The organism is Streptomyces sp. NPDC051173 (assembly GCF_040689515.1).
Classification (GTDB): Bacteria; Actinomycetota; Actinomycetes; order Streptomycetales; family Streptomycetaceae; genus Streptomyces.
Window position 1 is genome coordinate 14,602 of record NZ_JBFBBD010000008.1, and the last position, 14,223, is coordinate 28,824.

General features: G+C 71.5%; 14 protein-coding genes and 1 tRNA gene. 12 read left to right on the forward strand and 3 right to left on the reverse strand.

The features are described from left to right. Nucleotides 1-42 precede the first annotated feature (42 nt). The 7 genes from argC (at nt 43) to AB0435_RS07495 (ending at nt 6,481) form a co-directional block, all read left to right on the forward strand. Nucleotides 43-1,071, forward strand: a complete 1,029-nt coding sequence (argC, locus tag AB0435_RS07465) for an N-acetyl-gamma-glutamyl-phosphate reductase (RefSeq protein WP_366426428.1) — start codon at nt 43-45, stop codon at nt 1,069-1,071. Continuing rightward, on the forward strand, nt 1,068-1,226 hold the full coding sequence (locus AB0435_RS07470; protein WP_366426429.1) for a hypothetical protein: 159 nt from the start codon (nt 1,068-1,070) through the stop codon (nt 1,224-1,226). Before argC ends, AB0435_RS07470 begins: the two co-directional genes overlap by 4 nt. Next, nucleotides 1,223-2,374, forward strand: coding sequence for a bifunctional glutamate N-acetyltransferase/amino-acid acetyltransferase ArgJ (gene argJ, locus AB0435_RS07475; protein WP_366426430.1), 1,152 nt, complete (start codon nt 1,223-1,225; stop codon nt 2,372-2,374). Before AB0435_RS07470 ends, argJ begins: the two co-directional genes overlap by 4 nt. Beyond that, nucleotides 2,371-3,336: an acetylglutamate kinase gene (gene argB / locus AB0435_RS07480; RefSeq protein ID WP_366426431.1), complete on the forward strand. Its 966-nt coding sequence runs from the start codon at nt 2,371-2,373 to the stop codon at nt 3,334-3,336. Before argJ ends, argB begins: the two co-directional genes overlap by 4 nt. Next, nucleotides 3,333-4,517, forward strand: coding sequence for an acetylornithine transaminase (locus AB0435_RS07485; RefSeq protein ID WP_366003044.1), 1,185 nt, complete (start codon nt 3,333-3,335; stop codon nt 4,515-4,517). Before argB ends, AB0435_RS07485 begins: the two co-directional genes overlap by 4 nt. A 68-nt stretch (nt 4,518-4,585) precedes the next feature. Next, nucleotides 4,586-5,128, forward strand: a complete 543-nt coding sequence (locus tag AB0435_RS07490; RefSeq protein WP_361526946.1) for an arginine repressor — start codon at nt 4,586-4,588, stop codon at nt 5,126-5,128. Between the two features lie 168 nt (nt 5,129-5,296). Further along, nucleotides 5,297-6,481, forward strand: a complete 1,185-nt coding sequence (locus AB0435_RS07495) for an amidohydrolase family protein (protein WP_366426432.1) — start codon at nt 5,297-5,299, stop codon at nt 6,479-6,481. Nucleotides 6,482-6,544: 63 nt separating this feature from the next. Here AB0435_RS07495 and AB0435_RS07500 read toward each other — a convergent pair. Together AB0435_RS07500 and AB0435_RS07505 are read right to left on the reverse strand one after the other, a co-directional pair. Further along, nucleotides 6,545-6,618: transfer RNA gene (locus AB0435_RS07500), tRNA-Pro, on the reverse strand. A 96-nt stretch (nt 6,619-6,714) separates the two neighbouring features. Beyond that, the gene (locus AB0435_RS07505; RefSeq protein WP_366426433.1) at nt 6,715-7,257 is read right to left on the reverse strand and encodes a Uma2 family endonuclease; all 543 of its coding nucleotides are present in this window, start codon (nt 7,255-7,257) and stop codon (nt 6,715-6,717) included. A gap of 160 nt (nt 7,258-7,417) precedes the next feature. On the opposite strand from AB0435_RS07505, the gene AB0435_RS07510 reads away from it, so the two are divergent. From AB0435_RS07510 to AB0435_RS07530, 5 genes are all read left to right on the forward strand, one after another. Continuing rightward, entirely contained in the window at nt 7,418-8,611 is a 1,194-nt protein-coding gene (locus tag AB0435_RS07510) for an argininosuccinate synthase (RefSeq protein ID WP_366003041.1), read from the forward strand. An 87-nt stretch (nt 8,612-8,698) separates the two neighbouring features. Next, a complete protein-coding gene (gene argH / locus AB0435_RS07515) occupies nt 8,699-10,135 on the forward strand; it encodes an argininosuccinate lyase (RefSeq protein WP_366003040.1) in 1,437 nt (478 codons plus the stop codon). A 73-nt stretch (nt 10,136-10,208) separates the two neighbouring features. Further along, entirely contained in the window at nt 10,209-10,757 is a 549-nt protein-coding gene (locus AB0435_RS07520; protein ID WP_366003038.1) for a helix-turn-helix domain-containing protein, read from the forward strand. Then, complete coding sequence (locus AB0435_RS07525; RefSeq protein WP_366003036.1) at nt 10,754-12,304, forward strand: MFS transporter; 1,551 nt, start codon at nt 10,754-10,756, stop codon at nt 12,302-12,304. Before AB0435_RS07520 ends, AB0435_RS07525 begins: the two co-directional genes overlap by 4 nt. Nucleotides 12,305-12,630: 326 nt before the next feature. Then, the gene (locus AB0435_RS07530; RefSeq protein ID WP_366003035.1) at nt 12,631-13,458 is read left to right on the forward strand and encodes an alpha/beta fold hydrolase; all 828 of its coding nucleotides are present in this window, start codon (nt 12,631-12,633) and stop codon (nt 13,456-13,458) included. Between the two features lie 30 nt (nt 13,459-13,488). On the opposite strand, the gene AB0435_RS07535 is transcribed toward AB0435_RS07530, so the two are convergent. Next, nucleotides 13,489-14,166 carry a lysophospholipid acyltransferase family protein gene (locus tag AB0435_RS07535; RefSeq protein ID WP_366003034.1) on the reverse strand — a complete coding sequence of 226 codons (678 nt, stop codon included), beginning with the start codon at nt 14,164-14,166 and terminating at the stop codon, nt 13,489-13,491. Between the last annotated feature and the right edge of the window lie 57 nt (nt 14,167-14,223).

The following is a 14,223-nucleotide window of genomic DNA, read 5'->3' on the forward strand; positions in this document are numbered from 1 at the left end:
TCAATACTTCGTATAGTCATGCCATCGACCAGGAGGGGCCCGATGGCAATCCGTGCGGCAGTGGCAGGAGCGAGTGGATACGCGGGCGGCGAGGTGCTGCGCCTGCTGCTCGCGCACCCCGAGGTGCGCGTCGGCGCCCTCACCGCGCACTCCAGCGCCGGGCAGCGGCTCGGCGCGGTGCAGCCGCACCTGCTGCCGCTCGCCGGCCGCGTGCTGGAGGAGACCTCGGCCGAGGCGCTCGCCGGGCACGACGTCGTCTTCCTCGCACTGCCCCACGGCCAGTCCGCCGCCGTCGCCGCGGAGCTCGGTGACGAGGTGCTGGTCGTCGACTGCGGCGCGGACTTCCGGCTGGAGGACGCGGGGCAGTGGGAGCGGTTCTACGGCTCGCCGCACGCCGGCACCTGGCCGTACGGCCTGCCCGAGCTGCCCGGTGCGCGGGAGGCCCTGCGCGGCGGCAGGCGAATAGCGGTGCCCGGCTGCTATCCGACGGCCGTCTCCCTCGCGCTCTTCCCCGCCTACGCCGCCGGGCTCGCCGAGCCCGAGGCCGTGATCGTCGCCGCCTCCGGCACCTCCGGCGCGGGCAAGGCCGCCAAGCCGCACCTGCTCGGCAGCGAGGTCATGGGCGCCATGAGCCCGTACGGCGTCGGCGGCGGCCACCGGCACACCCCGGAGATGATCCAGAACCTCACCGCGGCCGCGGGCGAGCCCGTCACCGTCTCCTTCACCCCCACCCTGGCGCCGATGCCCCGCGGCATCCTCGCCACCTGCAGCGCCAAGGCCCGGCCCGGCGTCACGGCGGAAAGCCTGCGGGCCGCGTACGAGAAGGCGTTCCGCGACGAGCCGTTCGCCCACCTCCTCCCCGAGGGGCAGTGGCCCTCCACCGCCGCGGTCCTCGGCTCCAACGCCGCGCTCCTCCAGGTCGCGTACGACCCGGCGGCCGGCCGGATCGTGGTCGTCGCCGCCATCGACAACCTCACCAAGGGCACCGCGGGCGGCGCGGTGCAGAGCATGAACATCGCCCTCGGGCTCCCCGAGGAGCTGGGGCTCCCCGCCACGGGAGTGGCGCCATGAGGTCGCGTCACCCGGCCCGCTTCAGGGCCGCGCACATCCGCCGCGCCCTGGCCGTCATGCTCACCAGGTCGGCGCCCTGCGAACGGGCCGGCACCACCCTGAACGTCACCAGCAGCCGCCCCCACGGCGGCACGGAGAAGGAGAAGACACCGTGAGCGTGACCGCAGCACAGGGGTTCACGGCGGCGGGCATCGCCGCCGGGATCAAGGAGAGCGGCGGCGCCGACCTCGCCCTCGTCGTCAACACCGGGCCCCGCCTGGCCGCTGCCGGAGTCTTCACCTCCAACCGCGTCAAGGCCGCCCCGGTCCTGTGGTCCGAGCAGGTCCTCAAGGGCGGGCGGGTCGGCGCGGTCGTCCTCAACTCCGGCGGCGCCAACGCCTGCACCGGCCCGCAGGGCTTCCAGGACACCCACGCCACCGCCGAGAAGGCAGCCGAAGTGCTCGGCACGGACGCCGCCGGGATCGCCGTGGCCTCCACCGGCCTCATCGGAGTCCGGCTGCCCATGGACAAGCTGCTCCCCGGCATCGGCAAGGCCGCCGCCGAACTCTCCCCGCACGGCGGCGAGAAGGCCGCCATCGCCATCAAGACCACCGACACCGTCCACAAGACCGCCGTGGCCCAGGGCGACGGCTGGACCGTCGGCGGCATGGCCAAGGGCGCGGGCATGCTCGCCCCCGGCCTCGCGACCATGCTGGCCGTCCTCACCACCGACGCCGACGTGGACTCCGCCGACCTCGACCGGGCGCTGCGCGCCGCCACCCGCACCACCTTCGACCGGGTCGACTCCGACGGCTGTATGTCCACCAACGACACCGTGCTGCTCCTCGCCTCGGGCGCCTCCGGTGCCGTCCCCGCCCACGACGACTTCGCCGAGGCCGTGCGGGCCGTCTGCGACGACCTCGCCCGCCAGCTCATCGGCGACGCCGAGGGCGCCTCGAAGGACATCCGCGTCGAGGTCGTGGGCGCCGCCACCGAGGCCGACGCCGTCGAGGTCGGCCGCACCATCGCCCGCAACAACCTCCTCAAGTGCGCCCTCCACGGCGAGGACCCCAACTGGGGCCGGGTGCTCTCCGCCATCGGCACCACCACGGCCGCCTTCGACCCGGACCGGCTCAACGTCGCGATCAACGGCGTCTGGGTCTGCAAGAACGGCTCCGTGGGCGAGGACCGCGACCTCGTCGACATGCGCTACCGCGAGATCCGGATCACCGCCGACCTGTCCGCCGGCGAGGAGAGTGCGGTCATCTGGACCAACGACCTCACCGCCGACTACGTCCACGAGAACAGCGCGTACTCCTCATGAGCCTTCCCGGTGCCACAACTCCCGCCGCCACAAGTCCCGCCGCCACGGGCACCCGCAAGCACACCGCCCTGCCCAAGGCCCGCACTCTCATCGAGGCACTGCCCTGGCTGACGCGGCACCACGGCAAGACCGTGGTCATCAAGTTCGGCGGCAACGCCATGGTCGACGAGGAGCTGAAGTCGGCCTTCGCCCAGGACGTCGCCTTCCTCCGTCACGCGGGCCTGCGCCCCGTCGTCGTGCACGGCGGCGGGCCGCAGATCAGCGCGCAGCTCGAACGGCTGGGCCTCGCCTCGGAGTTCAAGGCGGGCCTGCGGGTCACCTCGCCGGAGGCGATGGACGTCGTACGGATGGTGCTCGCCGGACAGGTGCAGCGCGAACTGGTCGGCCTGCTCAACCGGCACGGCCCGCTCGCCGTCGGCATGACCGGCGAGGACGCCCACACCATGACTGCCACCAAGCACTACGCCGAGATCGACGGCGAGCGCGTGGACCTCGGCCGGGTCGGCGAGATCACCCACGTCGACACCGGTGCCGTGCAGGCGCTGCTCGACGACGGCCGGATCCCGGTCATCTCCTCCATCGCCCGCAGCGCGGACGCCGCGGACGTGGAGGGTCACGTCTTCAACGTCAACGCCGACACCGCCGCCGCGGCCCTCGCCGCCGCGCTCGGCGCCGAGACGCTGATGGTCCTCACCGACGTCGAGGGCCTCTACGAGGACTGGCCCCGCAGCGACGAGGTCATCAGCCGGCTCACCGCGAGCGAGCTGGAGCGGCTGCTGCCCGAGCTGACCAGCGGCATGGTCCCCAAGATGGAGGGCTGCCTGCACGCCGTGCGCAACGGCGTCACCACCGCCCGCGTCATAGACGGCCGGGTCCAGCACTCGATCCTGCTGGAGATCTTCACCGACGAGGGCATCGGCACCATGGTCGTACCCGACGAGCCCCAGGAGAGGGAAGCATGAGCAACGCCGAGCTCACCCGGCGCTGGCAGGGCGCCCTGATGGACAATTACGGCACCCCCCGGATCCCGCTCGTGCGCGGCGCGGGGAGCACCGTCTGGGACGCCGACGGCCGGGCCTACCTCGACCTCGTCGGCGGGATCGCCGTCAACGCCCTCGGCCACGCCCACCCGGCCGTCGTGCGCGCGGTGTCCGAGCAGATCGCCACCCTCGGCCACGTCTCCAACCTCTTCACCGCCGAGCCCACCGTCGCCCTCGCCGAGCGCCTCCTGCACCTCGCGGGCCGCCCCGGCCGCGTCTACTTCGCCAACTCCGGCGCGGAGGCCGTCGAGGCCGCGTTCAAGATCGGACGGCGTACGGGCCGCACCCGCACGGTCGCGGCCGCCGGCGGCTTCCACGGCCGCACCATGGGCGCCCTCGCCCTCACCGGCCAGCCCGCCAAGCAGGAGCCGTTCCTGCCGCTGCCGGGGGAGGTGACGCATGTGCCGTACGGGGACACCGAGGCGCTCCGGGCCGCGGTCACCACCGACACGGCGCTCGTGGTGCTGGAGCCGGTCCAGGGCGAGAACGGCGTCGTCGTGCCGCCCCGGGACTATCTGACCGCCGCCCGCGAGATCACCCGGGCGACCGGGACGCTGCTCGTGCTGGACGAGATCCAGACAGGTATCGGCCGCACCGGCCACTGGTTCGAGCACCAGGCGCAGGGCGTCGAGCCCGATGTGGTCACCCTCGCCAAGGGGCTCGGCGGGGGCCTGCCGATCGGCGCGACCCTGGCCTTCGGCCCGGCCGCCGACCTGCTGACGCCCGGTCAGCACGGCTCGACGTTCGGCGGCAACCCCGTCGCTTGCGCCGCCGCCCTGGCCGTCCTGGACACCCTGGAGACGGAGGGAATCCTGGACCGGGTGAAGCGGACGGGAGAGCGGCTGCGTGACGGGATCGCTGCGCTCGCCCACCCCCTCGTCGACCACGTCCGTGGCTCCGGCCTGCTGCTGGGTATTGTCCTTTCCGAGCCCCTCGCACCGAAGGTGCAGCAAGCGGCACAGGACACCGGGCTCCTGGTGAACGCGGTCGCACCCGACGTGGTGCGGCTGGCCCCACCGCTGATCATCACCGAAGATGAGGTGGAAACGTTCCTCCGGGCCCTGCCCGGGGTCCTGGACACCGCCGCCGGCGGGGGTGCGTAGCGCGGGGTGACACGTGCGACCGGCCGACGGGGGCCAAGGGAAAGACGAATGCGGAGACTGACGAGACGATGACCGAGGCGCAGGAAGCCGAGCCGTTCCACGGCGGACAGGCCGTACCGCAGACCCGCACCGCCCGCCACCGGCGGATCGTGGACATCCTCGGCAGGCAGCCGGTGCGGTCGCAGAGCCAGCTCGCGAAGCTGCTCGCCGACGACGGACTGTCCGTCACCCAGGCGACCCTCTCCCGGGACCTCGACGAGCTGGGCGCCGTGAAGATCCGCAACACCGGCGGTGAACTGATCTACGCGGTCCCCTCCGAGGGCGGTGACCGCACCCCCCGCGCCCCGCTGGGGGAGTCCGCCACGGAGGCCCGCATGGGCCGCCTCGCGGGCGAGCTGCTGATCTCGGCTGAGGCGTCCGCCAACCTCGTCGTGCTGCGCACCCCGCCGGGCGCCGCGCAGTTCTTCGCCTCGGCCATCGACCAGGCGGGCGTCCACGAGATCATCGGCACCATCGCGGGCGACGACACGGTCATGCTCATCAGCCGCGACCCCAAGGGCGGCCAGGCCCTGGCGGACCACCTCCTGAGACTGGCCCAGAAGGAACGCTGACACTCTTCGCCGAAAGGGGTGCGGACCACCGGTCCGCACCCCTTTTGTGCTGTTCTCCCGCCCCACGGGGAAATCATGATGTCGCCGGGCTTAACACGAGGCTTCCACCGGGCAGTTGACGGGAGTCATCAGTGAGTTGAACACAGCCAATTGAACACAGGAGGAGCCATGCTCGCCGTACGCGCGCGATCGCTGTTCGACGGGGCGGGGCCGGGGCCCGTGGAGCGGCCGCTGGTGCTGGTGGAGGGCGGGCGGATCGTCGACGTCCGCGCGGGCGGGGAGCCGCCCGCCGGCGCCGAGCCGGTCGACCTGGGCGAGGCCGCACTGCTCCCCGGATTCGTGGACACCCACGTCCACCTGGCCCTCGACGCGAGCGACGACGTGGTGGGCAGCCTGCGGCGCGCCGCCGACGAGGAGTTGCTGATGCGCATGCGGGCCGCGGCCCGCGCCACGCTCGCGGCGGGCGTGACGACCGTACGCGACCTGGGCGACCGCGGCTATCTCGCGCTGCGGCTGCGCGAGGAGACCGCGAAGGACCCCGCCGCGGGCCCGCGGGTGCTCGCCTCCGGCCCGCCGCTCACCACGCCCCGCGGGCACCACTGGTTCCTCGGCGGCGAGGCAGAGGGGATCGAAGCGGTGCGCGCGGCGGTGCGCGAGCGCGCGGAGCGCGGCGTGGACGTGGTGATGGTGATGGTGACCGGCGGCGATCCGACGCCCGGCCCGGACCCGTACCGCACGCAGTACGGCCACGCCGAACTGCGCGCGGCCGTACGCGAGGCGCACCGGCACGAACTGCCCATCACCGCGCACGCGCACACGGTCTCCGGCATCGCGCACGCCGTCGCCGCCGGGTTCGACTCGATCGAGCACTGTTCCTTCGTCACCGACGACGAGGCCGGGGTCCACTACGACCGCCGGGTGATCGACGAGATGGTCCGGGCGGGCATCGTCGCCTCGCTCACCCCGGGCTCGCTGCCCGGCGTGCCACCGCCGCCCGGGACCGCCCGGCGGATCCCCGAAATGATCCCCGAAATGATCGCGGGACTGGCCGCGATGCGGCAGGCCGGCGTGGTCATGGCGTGCGGCAGCGACTCCGGGACCCTCCCGGCCAAGGCGCACGGCAGCCATCCCCGCTGCGTCACGGCCATGGTGGACCTGGGCTTCAGCCCGTTGGAGGCGCTGCGCGCCGTGACCTCCACGGCGGCCCGCGTCTGCGGCGTCGCCTGCCACAAGGGCTCCATCGCCCCCGGCTACGACGCCGACCTCGTCGCCGTGTCCGGCGACCCGCTCACCGACATCACGGCCGTGCACGCGGTGAGGGCGGTCTTCCGCGGCGGCGTGCGCATCGTCTGAGCCCACACACACAAACAAGCGGCCCGGAGGAAAACCTCCGGGCCGCTCACCTCTACTGCACCGTCGGGACGACAGGATTTGAACCTGCGACCCCTTGACCCCCAGTCAAGTGCGCTACCAAGCTGCGCCACGTCCCGGTGCCGCGTCCCTCCGGGCTTTTCTTCCCGGCGGGGCGTGCAAGAAGAAAATATCCTGTTTGGCGCCGTGATCCAAATCCGGGGTGCGGGACCCGGTCAGGTGCGGCGCTTGAAGGTGTGTGTGGGGATGTCGACGGAGCTTCCGTCGGTCAGGCGGAGCGGGACGGTGTCGCCGTACTTGTACAGCTCGCGGGAGGCGTAGGTGTCGCCCTCGGGCCGGGTGAGCAGGTCGCACTCGCCGCGGAACGGGTCAATGATCAGGTAGAGGGGTACGCCGAAGTGGGCGTACTGCTGGACCTTGATCGCGTAGTCGTTCTTGTCGTTCTTCGAGGAAACGATCTCGACGGCGGCCAGGAGGTCCTCGTACGAGAGCGGATCTGTTGCGCCGCCTTCGATGACCGATACGTCCGGGCAGCGTTTGGGTTCTCCCGGGAATGTGAACTCCACGTCGGACAGCACGCGTTCCCGGTCGACACCGGCTGCCAGGGCGGCGTCACGGACATCGAAGATGGTCAGGCTCTGGACGCTGCTCTGCGGCGTCATGATGATCCGGTCCCCCACTGCCTCGATCTTGAAGCCCTTGATCACTGAGGCGATGCGGTCGATGGCGTTCTGCAGTGAATCGATCTGCACGGCCATGGTCAAGACAACCTCCCCTAGTCGGGCCTCTCGATAGTCGCATCGTAGACCGCCCGGTCGACAGGAACGCCCGCTCGATTCACCCCCATGAGCTATTGACGAAACATACGGAGCAGTGCATAGTTATACCCATCACCGCATGCATCGTAAGGAGAAACCCGTGACCGAGCGCGTCGTACTCGCCTACTCCGGCGGCCTGGACACCTCCGTCGCCATCGGCTGGATCGCCGAGGTGACGGGCGCCGAGGTCATCGCCGTCGCCGTGGACGTCGGCCAGGGCGGCGAGGACCTGGACGTCATCCGCAAGCGCGCGCTCGCCTGCGGTGCGGTGGAGGCGGAGGTCGCCGACGCCAAGGACGAGTTCGCCGAGGAGTACTGCCTCCCGGCGATCAAGGCCAACGCCCTCTACATGGACCGCTATCCGCTGGTCTCCGCGCTCTCCCGGCCGACGATCGTCAAGCACCTCGTCGCCGCCGCCAGGAAGCACGGCGCGAGCACCGTCGCCCACGGCTGCACCGGCAAGGGCAACGACCAGGTGCGGTTCGAGGCGGGCATCTCCTCCCTCGCGCCGGAGCTCACCTGCATCGCCCCGGTCCGGGACTACGCCATGACCCGGGACAAGGCCATCGCCTTCTGCGAGGCGAAGCAGCTCCCGATCGCGACCACCAAGAAGTCGCCGTACTCCATCGACCAGAACGTCTTCGGGCGGGCCGTCGAGACCGGCTTCCTGGAGGACATCTGGAACGCCCCGATCGAGGACGTCTACGACTACACCGCGAACCCGGCCACCCCCCGGGAGGCCGACGAGGTGATCATCACCTTCGAGCAGGGCGTCCCGGTCGCCATCGACGGCAAGCCCGTCACCGTGCTCCAGGCCATCCAGCAGCTCAACGAGCGGGCCGGTGCCCAGGGCGTCGGCCGGCTCGACATGGTCGAGGACCGGCTGGTCGGCATCAAGTCCCGGGAGATCTACGAGGCGCCCGGCGCGATCGCGCTGATCACCGCCCACCAGGAGCTGGAGGCCGTCACCGTCGAGCGCGAGCTGGCCCGCTACAAGCGGCAGGTCGAGCAGCGGTGGAGCGAGCTGGTCTACGACGGCCTGTGGTTCTCGCCGCTCAAGCGGGCGCTGGACGGCTTCATCGCCGAGGCCAACGAGCACGTCTCCGGCGACATCCGGATGACGCTGCACGGCGGCCGGGCCGTCGTCACCGGCCGGAAGTCCGAGAAGTCGCTCTACGACTTCAACCTCGCCACCTACGACACCGGCGACACCTTCGACCAGTCGCTCTCCAAGGGCTTCATCGAGATCTTCGGCCTCTCGTCGAAGATCGCGGCCAAGCGTGACCTGGTCTGATCCCAGCGGTTAGCACCCTGCACGGAGCCGCCTCCCCGCCCCACGGCGGGGAGGCGGCCGCACACCACCAGCCTTGAGGAGCAGCAAGTGAGCAACGGCAACAGCGGCGGCGACGTACGGCTGTGGGGCGGCCGCTTCGCGGACGGACCCGCCGAGGCACTGGCCAAGCTCTCCGCCTCCGTCCACTTCGACTGGCGCCTCGCCCCGTACGACATCGCGGGCTCCCGCGCGCACGCGCGCGTGCTGCACAAGGCCGGTCTGCTGACGGCCGACGAGCTCCAGCGGATGACCGACGGCCTCGGGCTGCTGGAGGCCGACGTCGCGGCGGGCACCTTCACCGGCACGATCGCCGACGAGGACGTGCACACCGCCCTGGAGCGTGGACTGCTGGAGCGGCTCGGCCCCGACCTCGGCGGCAAGCTGCGCGCCGGGCGGTCCCGCAACGACCAGGTCGCGACCCTCTTCCGGATGTATCTGCGGGACCACGCCCGGATCATCGGCGGGCTGCTCACCGAGCTCCAGGAGGCGCTGGTCGGCCTGGCCGAGGCGCACGCGGACGTCGCCATGCCGGGGCGCACCCACCTCCAGCACGCCCAGCCCGTGCTCTTCGCCCACCACGTGCTCGCCCACGTCCAGGCGCTCGGCCGGGACGCGGAGCGGCTGCGGCAGTGGGACACGCGCACGGCCGTCTCGCCGTACGGCTCGGGGGCGCTCGCCGGTTCCTCGCTCGGCCTGGACCCGGAGGCGGTCGCCGCCGACCTGGGCTTCGAGCGCGGCTCGTCCGGCAACTCCATCGACGGGACGGCCGCCCGGGACTTCGTCGCGGAGTTCGCCTTCATCACGGCGATGATCGGCGTGGACCTGTCGAGGATCGCCGAGGAGGTGATCATCTGGAACACGAAGGAGTTCTCCTTCGTGACCCTCCACGACGCCTTCTCCACCGGCTCCTCGATCATGCCGCAGAAGAAGAACCCCGACATCGCCGAGCTGGCGCGGGGGAAGTCCGGCCGGCTCATCGGCAATCTGACCGGCCTGCTGGCGACGCTCAAGGCGCTGCCGCTCGCCTACAACCGCGACCTCCAGGAGGACAAGGAGCCGGTCTTCGACTCCTGCGACCAGCTGGAGGTCCTGCTCCCGGCCTTCACCGGGATGATGGCGACCCTCACGGTCAACCGCGCCCGGATGGAGGAGCTGGCCCCGGCCGGCTTCTCGCTGGCCACCGACATCGCGGAGTGGCTGGTCAAGCAGGGTGTGCCGTTCCGGGTCGCGCACGAGGTCGCGGGGGAGTGCGTCAAGGAGTGCGAGGCCCACGGCATCGAGCTCGACCAGCTCACGGACGAGCGGTTCGCCGCGATCTCGCCGCACCTCACCCCCGAGGTCCGCACGGTCCTCGACGTGCCCGGGGCGCTCGCCTCGCGCAGCGGGCGGGGCGGCACGGCGCCCTCGGCGGTCGCGGTGCAGCTGGGCGAGGTCAAGGCGGATCTGGCGGTCCAGCGTGAATGGGCCGAGGCCAAGCGCGGCTAGACACGCACGTCGATCCTGAGACGTCGACCACCCGAATGAGACATCCATGTCTCATTCGGGTTATGGTCGTCTCATGAGTGTCGAACCGGACCATGTGCTCGAAGCGGCCGCAGGGCTGCTCACCCGCAAGGCGACCGCGTCGATGGACGAGATCGCCCGGGCCGCGGGAATCAGCCGCGCCACCCTCCACCGCCACTTCGCCGGGCGCGACGCGCTCGTCCGCGCGCTGGAGGACCTCAGCATCCGGCAGTTCGAGCACGCCTTGGACGAGGCCCGCACCGAGGAGGGCGACGCCGCCGAAGCGCTCCGCCGCCTGATCGCGAGGACCGAGCCGGCGGCCGGACTGATGGCCTTCCTCTTCACCGAGAACCAGCTCTACGAAGCCGGGGTCAACGAGGGCTGGAACCGGCTGGACGCCCGCGTCACCGCGCTCTTCCTGCGCGGCCAGGAAGAGGGCACCTTCCGGCTCGACCTCTCGCCCGCCTGGCTCACCGAGGCGCTCTACGGCCTGATCGGCTCCGGCGCCTGGGCCGTGCAGGAGGGCAGGGTCGCGGCCAAGGACCGCACCCGTATGGTCGCCGAGCTGCTGCTCGGCGGCGCCGAGCGGAGGATGAAACCGTGACCGGCCACACCGTCACCCCGCAGCGGGCCGCCGCGCCGGAAGCGCCGCGTCCGGGCCGCTGGCTCGCGCTGGCCGTCCTCGTCCTGGCCGTCCTGCTGGTCGCCGTCGACGCGACCGTGCTGGGCCTCGCCACCCCCTTCCTCAGCGAGGATCTGCGCCCCTCGGGCACCCAGCTGCTGTGGATCGGTGACATCTACTCCTTCGTCATCGCCGGTCTGCTGGTCTCCATGGGCAGCCTCGGCGACCGCATCGGCCGTAAGAAGCTGCTGCTCACGGGCGCCGTGGCGTTCGGCGGCGTCTCCGTGCTCAACGCCTACGCGAGCAGCCCCGAGATGATGATCGCCGCCCGTGCCCTGCTGGGCGTGGCGGGCGCGACCCTGATGCCCTCGACGCTGGCCCTGATCCGCAATCTCTTCCACGATCCCAAGGAGCGCAGCTTCGCCATCGGTATCTGGGGCGCGATGGCCTCCGCCGGCGCGGCCGTGGGCCCGGTGGTGGGCGGCTTCCTGCTGGAGCACTTCTGGTGGGGCTCGGTCTTCCTGATCAACCTGCCGGTCATGGCCGTGCTCGTCCTCGTCGGCGTCAAGCTGCTGCCCGAGTCCAAGGACCCCTCGCCGGGCCCCTGGGACCTGCTCAGCGTGGCCCTGTCGATGGTCGGCATCGTGGCGGTCGTCTACGCGGTCAAGGAGGCGGCGGCGTACGGCTTCCGCTGGTACTACCTGCTGGCCGGCCTCGCGGGACTGCTGGTGATGGTGTGGTTCGTACGGCGCCAGCTCAAGCTGTCCAAGCCGCTGCTGGACATGCGGCTCTTCCACCACCGCGGCTTCTCCGGGGCGGTACTCGCCGACCTGCTGACCATCCTGGGCCTGTCCGGGCTGGTGTTCTTCCTGTCGCAGTTCCTCCAGCTGGTCCAGGGCCGCAACCCGCTGGAGGCCGGGCTCGCCGAACTGCCCGCCGCCGTGGGCGCGGTGACCGCGGGCCTGCTCGCCGGGCGGGCCGCCAGGCGCTGGTCCGTACGGTCGGTGGTGGCGGGCGGCCTCGCGGCGATAGGCGCCGCGCTCGCCGTGCTCGCCTGGCTGCACGCGGACACCGCCTACCCGGTGCTGGGCGTGGTGCTGCTGATGGTCGGCGTGGGCGCGGGCTTCTCGTTCACCGTCACCGCCGACGTGATCCTCTCCAGCGTCCCCAAGGAGCAGGCGGGCGCCGCCTCGGCGGTCTCCGAGACGGCGTACGAGCTGGGCGCGGCGCTCGGCATCGCCCTGCTCGGGTCGATCGTCACCGGCGTCTACCGCGGCTTCCACACGCCGGCCGCGGTGCCGGACCGGGCCGCCGCCGAAGCCCACGACTCGCTGGGCGGCGCGGTCGAGGCCGCGGCCGGGCTGCCGGGCGGGACGGGCGACGCCCTGCTCTCCTCGGCGCAGGACGCCTTCGTCCAGGGCCTGCGGATCGCCTCCGGGATCGGCGCGGCGGTGCTGCTGGCGACGGCGGTCGCGGCCTGGTTCCTGCTGCGCGGCCAGCGCCTGGAGGAGGGCTCCGGAGGCCACTAGTCCGTGTCCGGCGGGTTCTCAAACGCCGGATGGGCTGAATTGCCCATCCGCATCAGCCGACTCAAGCCCGTCCGGCGATTGAGGACACCGCCGCGGAGCGGTGGTGCGCAGACGGCACCACCCGCAGAACCGGGCAGCGCTGAGCGCAACGTGGCTCAAGTGAGCAGCAAATCGCACACGGGCCGGGGTGGCAAGCCTCGGCCCGTGTGACATTTCCCGGAAACAATTGCCCTTGACGTGATCCTTATGCGCAGGCAACCATCTCGTCCACTGGTCGACATTGTCGAACATGGTTCGGACGAGAGTCCCGTGCTTAAGGACCCCCCATGCGTCTGCGCAGAACTGTCAGGCTCCTCCTCGCCGCCGCGGCCACCGCGACCCTCGGCCTCGCGGGGCTCGCGACCCCCGCCTCCGCTTCCGTCCTCGACATCCCGCCGCGCGGCGCCAACGACTGGTCGTGCAAGCCGGATTCGGCCCACCCCCAGCCCGTGGTGCTGGTCAACGGCACGTTCAAGCTGATGGCCGAGAACTGGGCGGCGCTCTCCCCGAAGCTGAAGGAGGCGGGCTACTGCGTCTTCGCCTTCAACTACGGGCACATGGAGACCGACCCGATCCCCCAGGCCGCCGCCGAGCTGCGGGACTTCGTCGAGGCCGTGCGGGGCGCGACGGGCGCCGCCAAGGTCGACATCGTCGGCCACAGTCAGGGCGGCATGATGCCGCGCTACTACGTGAAGTTCCTGGGCGGCGCGGACAAGGTCGACGACCTCATCGGCATCGTGCCCTCCAACCACGGCACCAAGAACCCGCTCGCGATCCCCGCGGGCTGGACCTTCTGCCCGTCCTGCGTGGACCAGCAGGTCGGCTCCGACCTGATGAAGAAGCTCAACGCGGGCGACGAGACCCCGGCCGGCCCGGACTACACGGTCATCACCACCCGGCACGACGAGGTCGTCATCCCCTACACCAGCGCCCTGCTGACCGGGCCCGCGGAGCACCTCACCAACGTCGTGCTCCAGGACAAGTGCCCGCTCGACCCCTTCATGCACGACCAGGCGACCAAGGACCCGGTCGTCGCCCAGTGGGTGCTCAACGCCCTGGCACGCAAGGGCCCGGCCGACCCGGGCTTCCAGCCCGCGTGCTTCGGCCGGGCCTAGAGCGGTCCCCGGGTCAGGAGTGACGGTATGTCAGGCGGCCTTGGTCTCCCGGGCCTTGGTGGCGTAGATGTCCACGTACTCCTGGCCCGACAGCTCCATCACCTCGGTCATCACCTCGTCGGTGACGGCCCGCAGGACGTAGCGGTCGCGGTCCATGCCCTCGTAGCGGGAGAAGTCCAGCGGCTCGCCGAAGCGGATCGTCACCGGGGAGATGCGCAGCTTGCCCTTGCCGCCCGGCTGGACCTTGTCCATCCCGAGCATCGCGAACGGCACCACCGGCGCGCCGGTCATCAGCGTCAGCCGGGCGATTCCGGTGCGGCCGCGGTAGAGGCGGCCGTCGGGGGAGCGGGTGCCCTCGGGGTAGATCCCGAAGACCTGGCCCTCGTCCAGCACCCGCTTGCCCGTCATCAGCGCGGCGACACCGCCGTGACCGCCGTCGCGGTCCACCGGGATCATCCCGGAGCTGCCGAAGAACCAGGCCATCAGCCGGCCCTTGATCCCCTTGCCCGTGACGTACTCGTCCTTGCCGATGAAGAACACCTGGCGCTTGACCACCAGCGCGAGGAAAAGCGAGTCGACGAAGGTGACGTGGCTGCCGGCCAGGATCACCGGGCCGCTCTCGGCGATGTGCTCCGCGCCCTCGACCTTGGGGCGGTACAGGACGCGCATGAGCAATCCGAGAAACGCCTTGAGCAAGATGCGGGACAACGGGCCCTCCGGTCGTGGTGGTCGAGGTGGCGCACTCCTGCGCAGGGGCTGACCATA

Excerpts from the sequence above, each read along its gene's own strand:
- AB0435_RS07495 (WP_366426432.1), top strand. The coding sequence starts at position 5,297 with ATGCTCGCCGTACGCGCGCGATCGCTGTTCGACGGGGCGGGGCCGGGG.
- AB0435_RS07520 (WP_366003038.1), top strand. The coding sequence starts at position 10,209 with ATGAGTGTCGAACCGGACCATGTGCTCGAAGCGGCCGCAGGGCTGCTC.
- argC (WP_366426428.1), top strand. The coding sequence starts at position 43 with ATGGCAATCCGTGCGGCAGTGGCAGGAGCGAGTGGATACGCGGGCGGC.
- AB0435_RS07485 (WP_366003044.1), top strand. The coding sequence starts at position 3,333 with ATGAGCAACGCCGAGCTCACCCGGCGCTGGCAGGGCGCCCTGATGGAC.
- AB0435_RS07490 (WP_361526946.1), top strand. The coding sequence starts at position 4,586 with ATGACCGAGGCGCAGGAAGCCGAGCCGTTCCACGGCGGACAGGCCGTA.
- AB0435_RS07470 (WP_366426429.1), top strand. The coding sequence starts at position 1,068 with ATGAGGTCGCGTCACCCGGCCCGCTTCAGGGCCGCGCACATCCGCCGC.
- AB0435_RS07505 (WP_366426433.1), bottom strand. The coding sequence starts at position 7,257 with ATGGCCGTGCAGATCGATTCACTGCAGAACGCCATCGACCGCATCGCC.
- argB (WP_366426431.1), top strand. The coding sequence starts at position 2,371 with ATGAGCCTTCCCGGTGCCACAACTCCCGCCGCCACAAGTCCCGCCGCC.
- AB0435_RS07530 (WP_366003035.1), top strand. The coding sequence starts at position 12,631 with ATGCGTCTGCGCAGAACTGTCAGGCTCCTCCTCGCCGCCGCGGCCACC.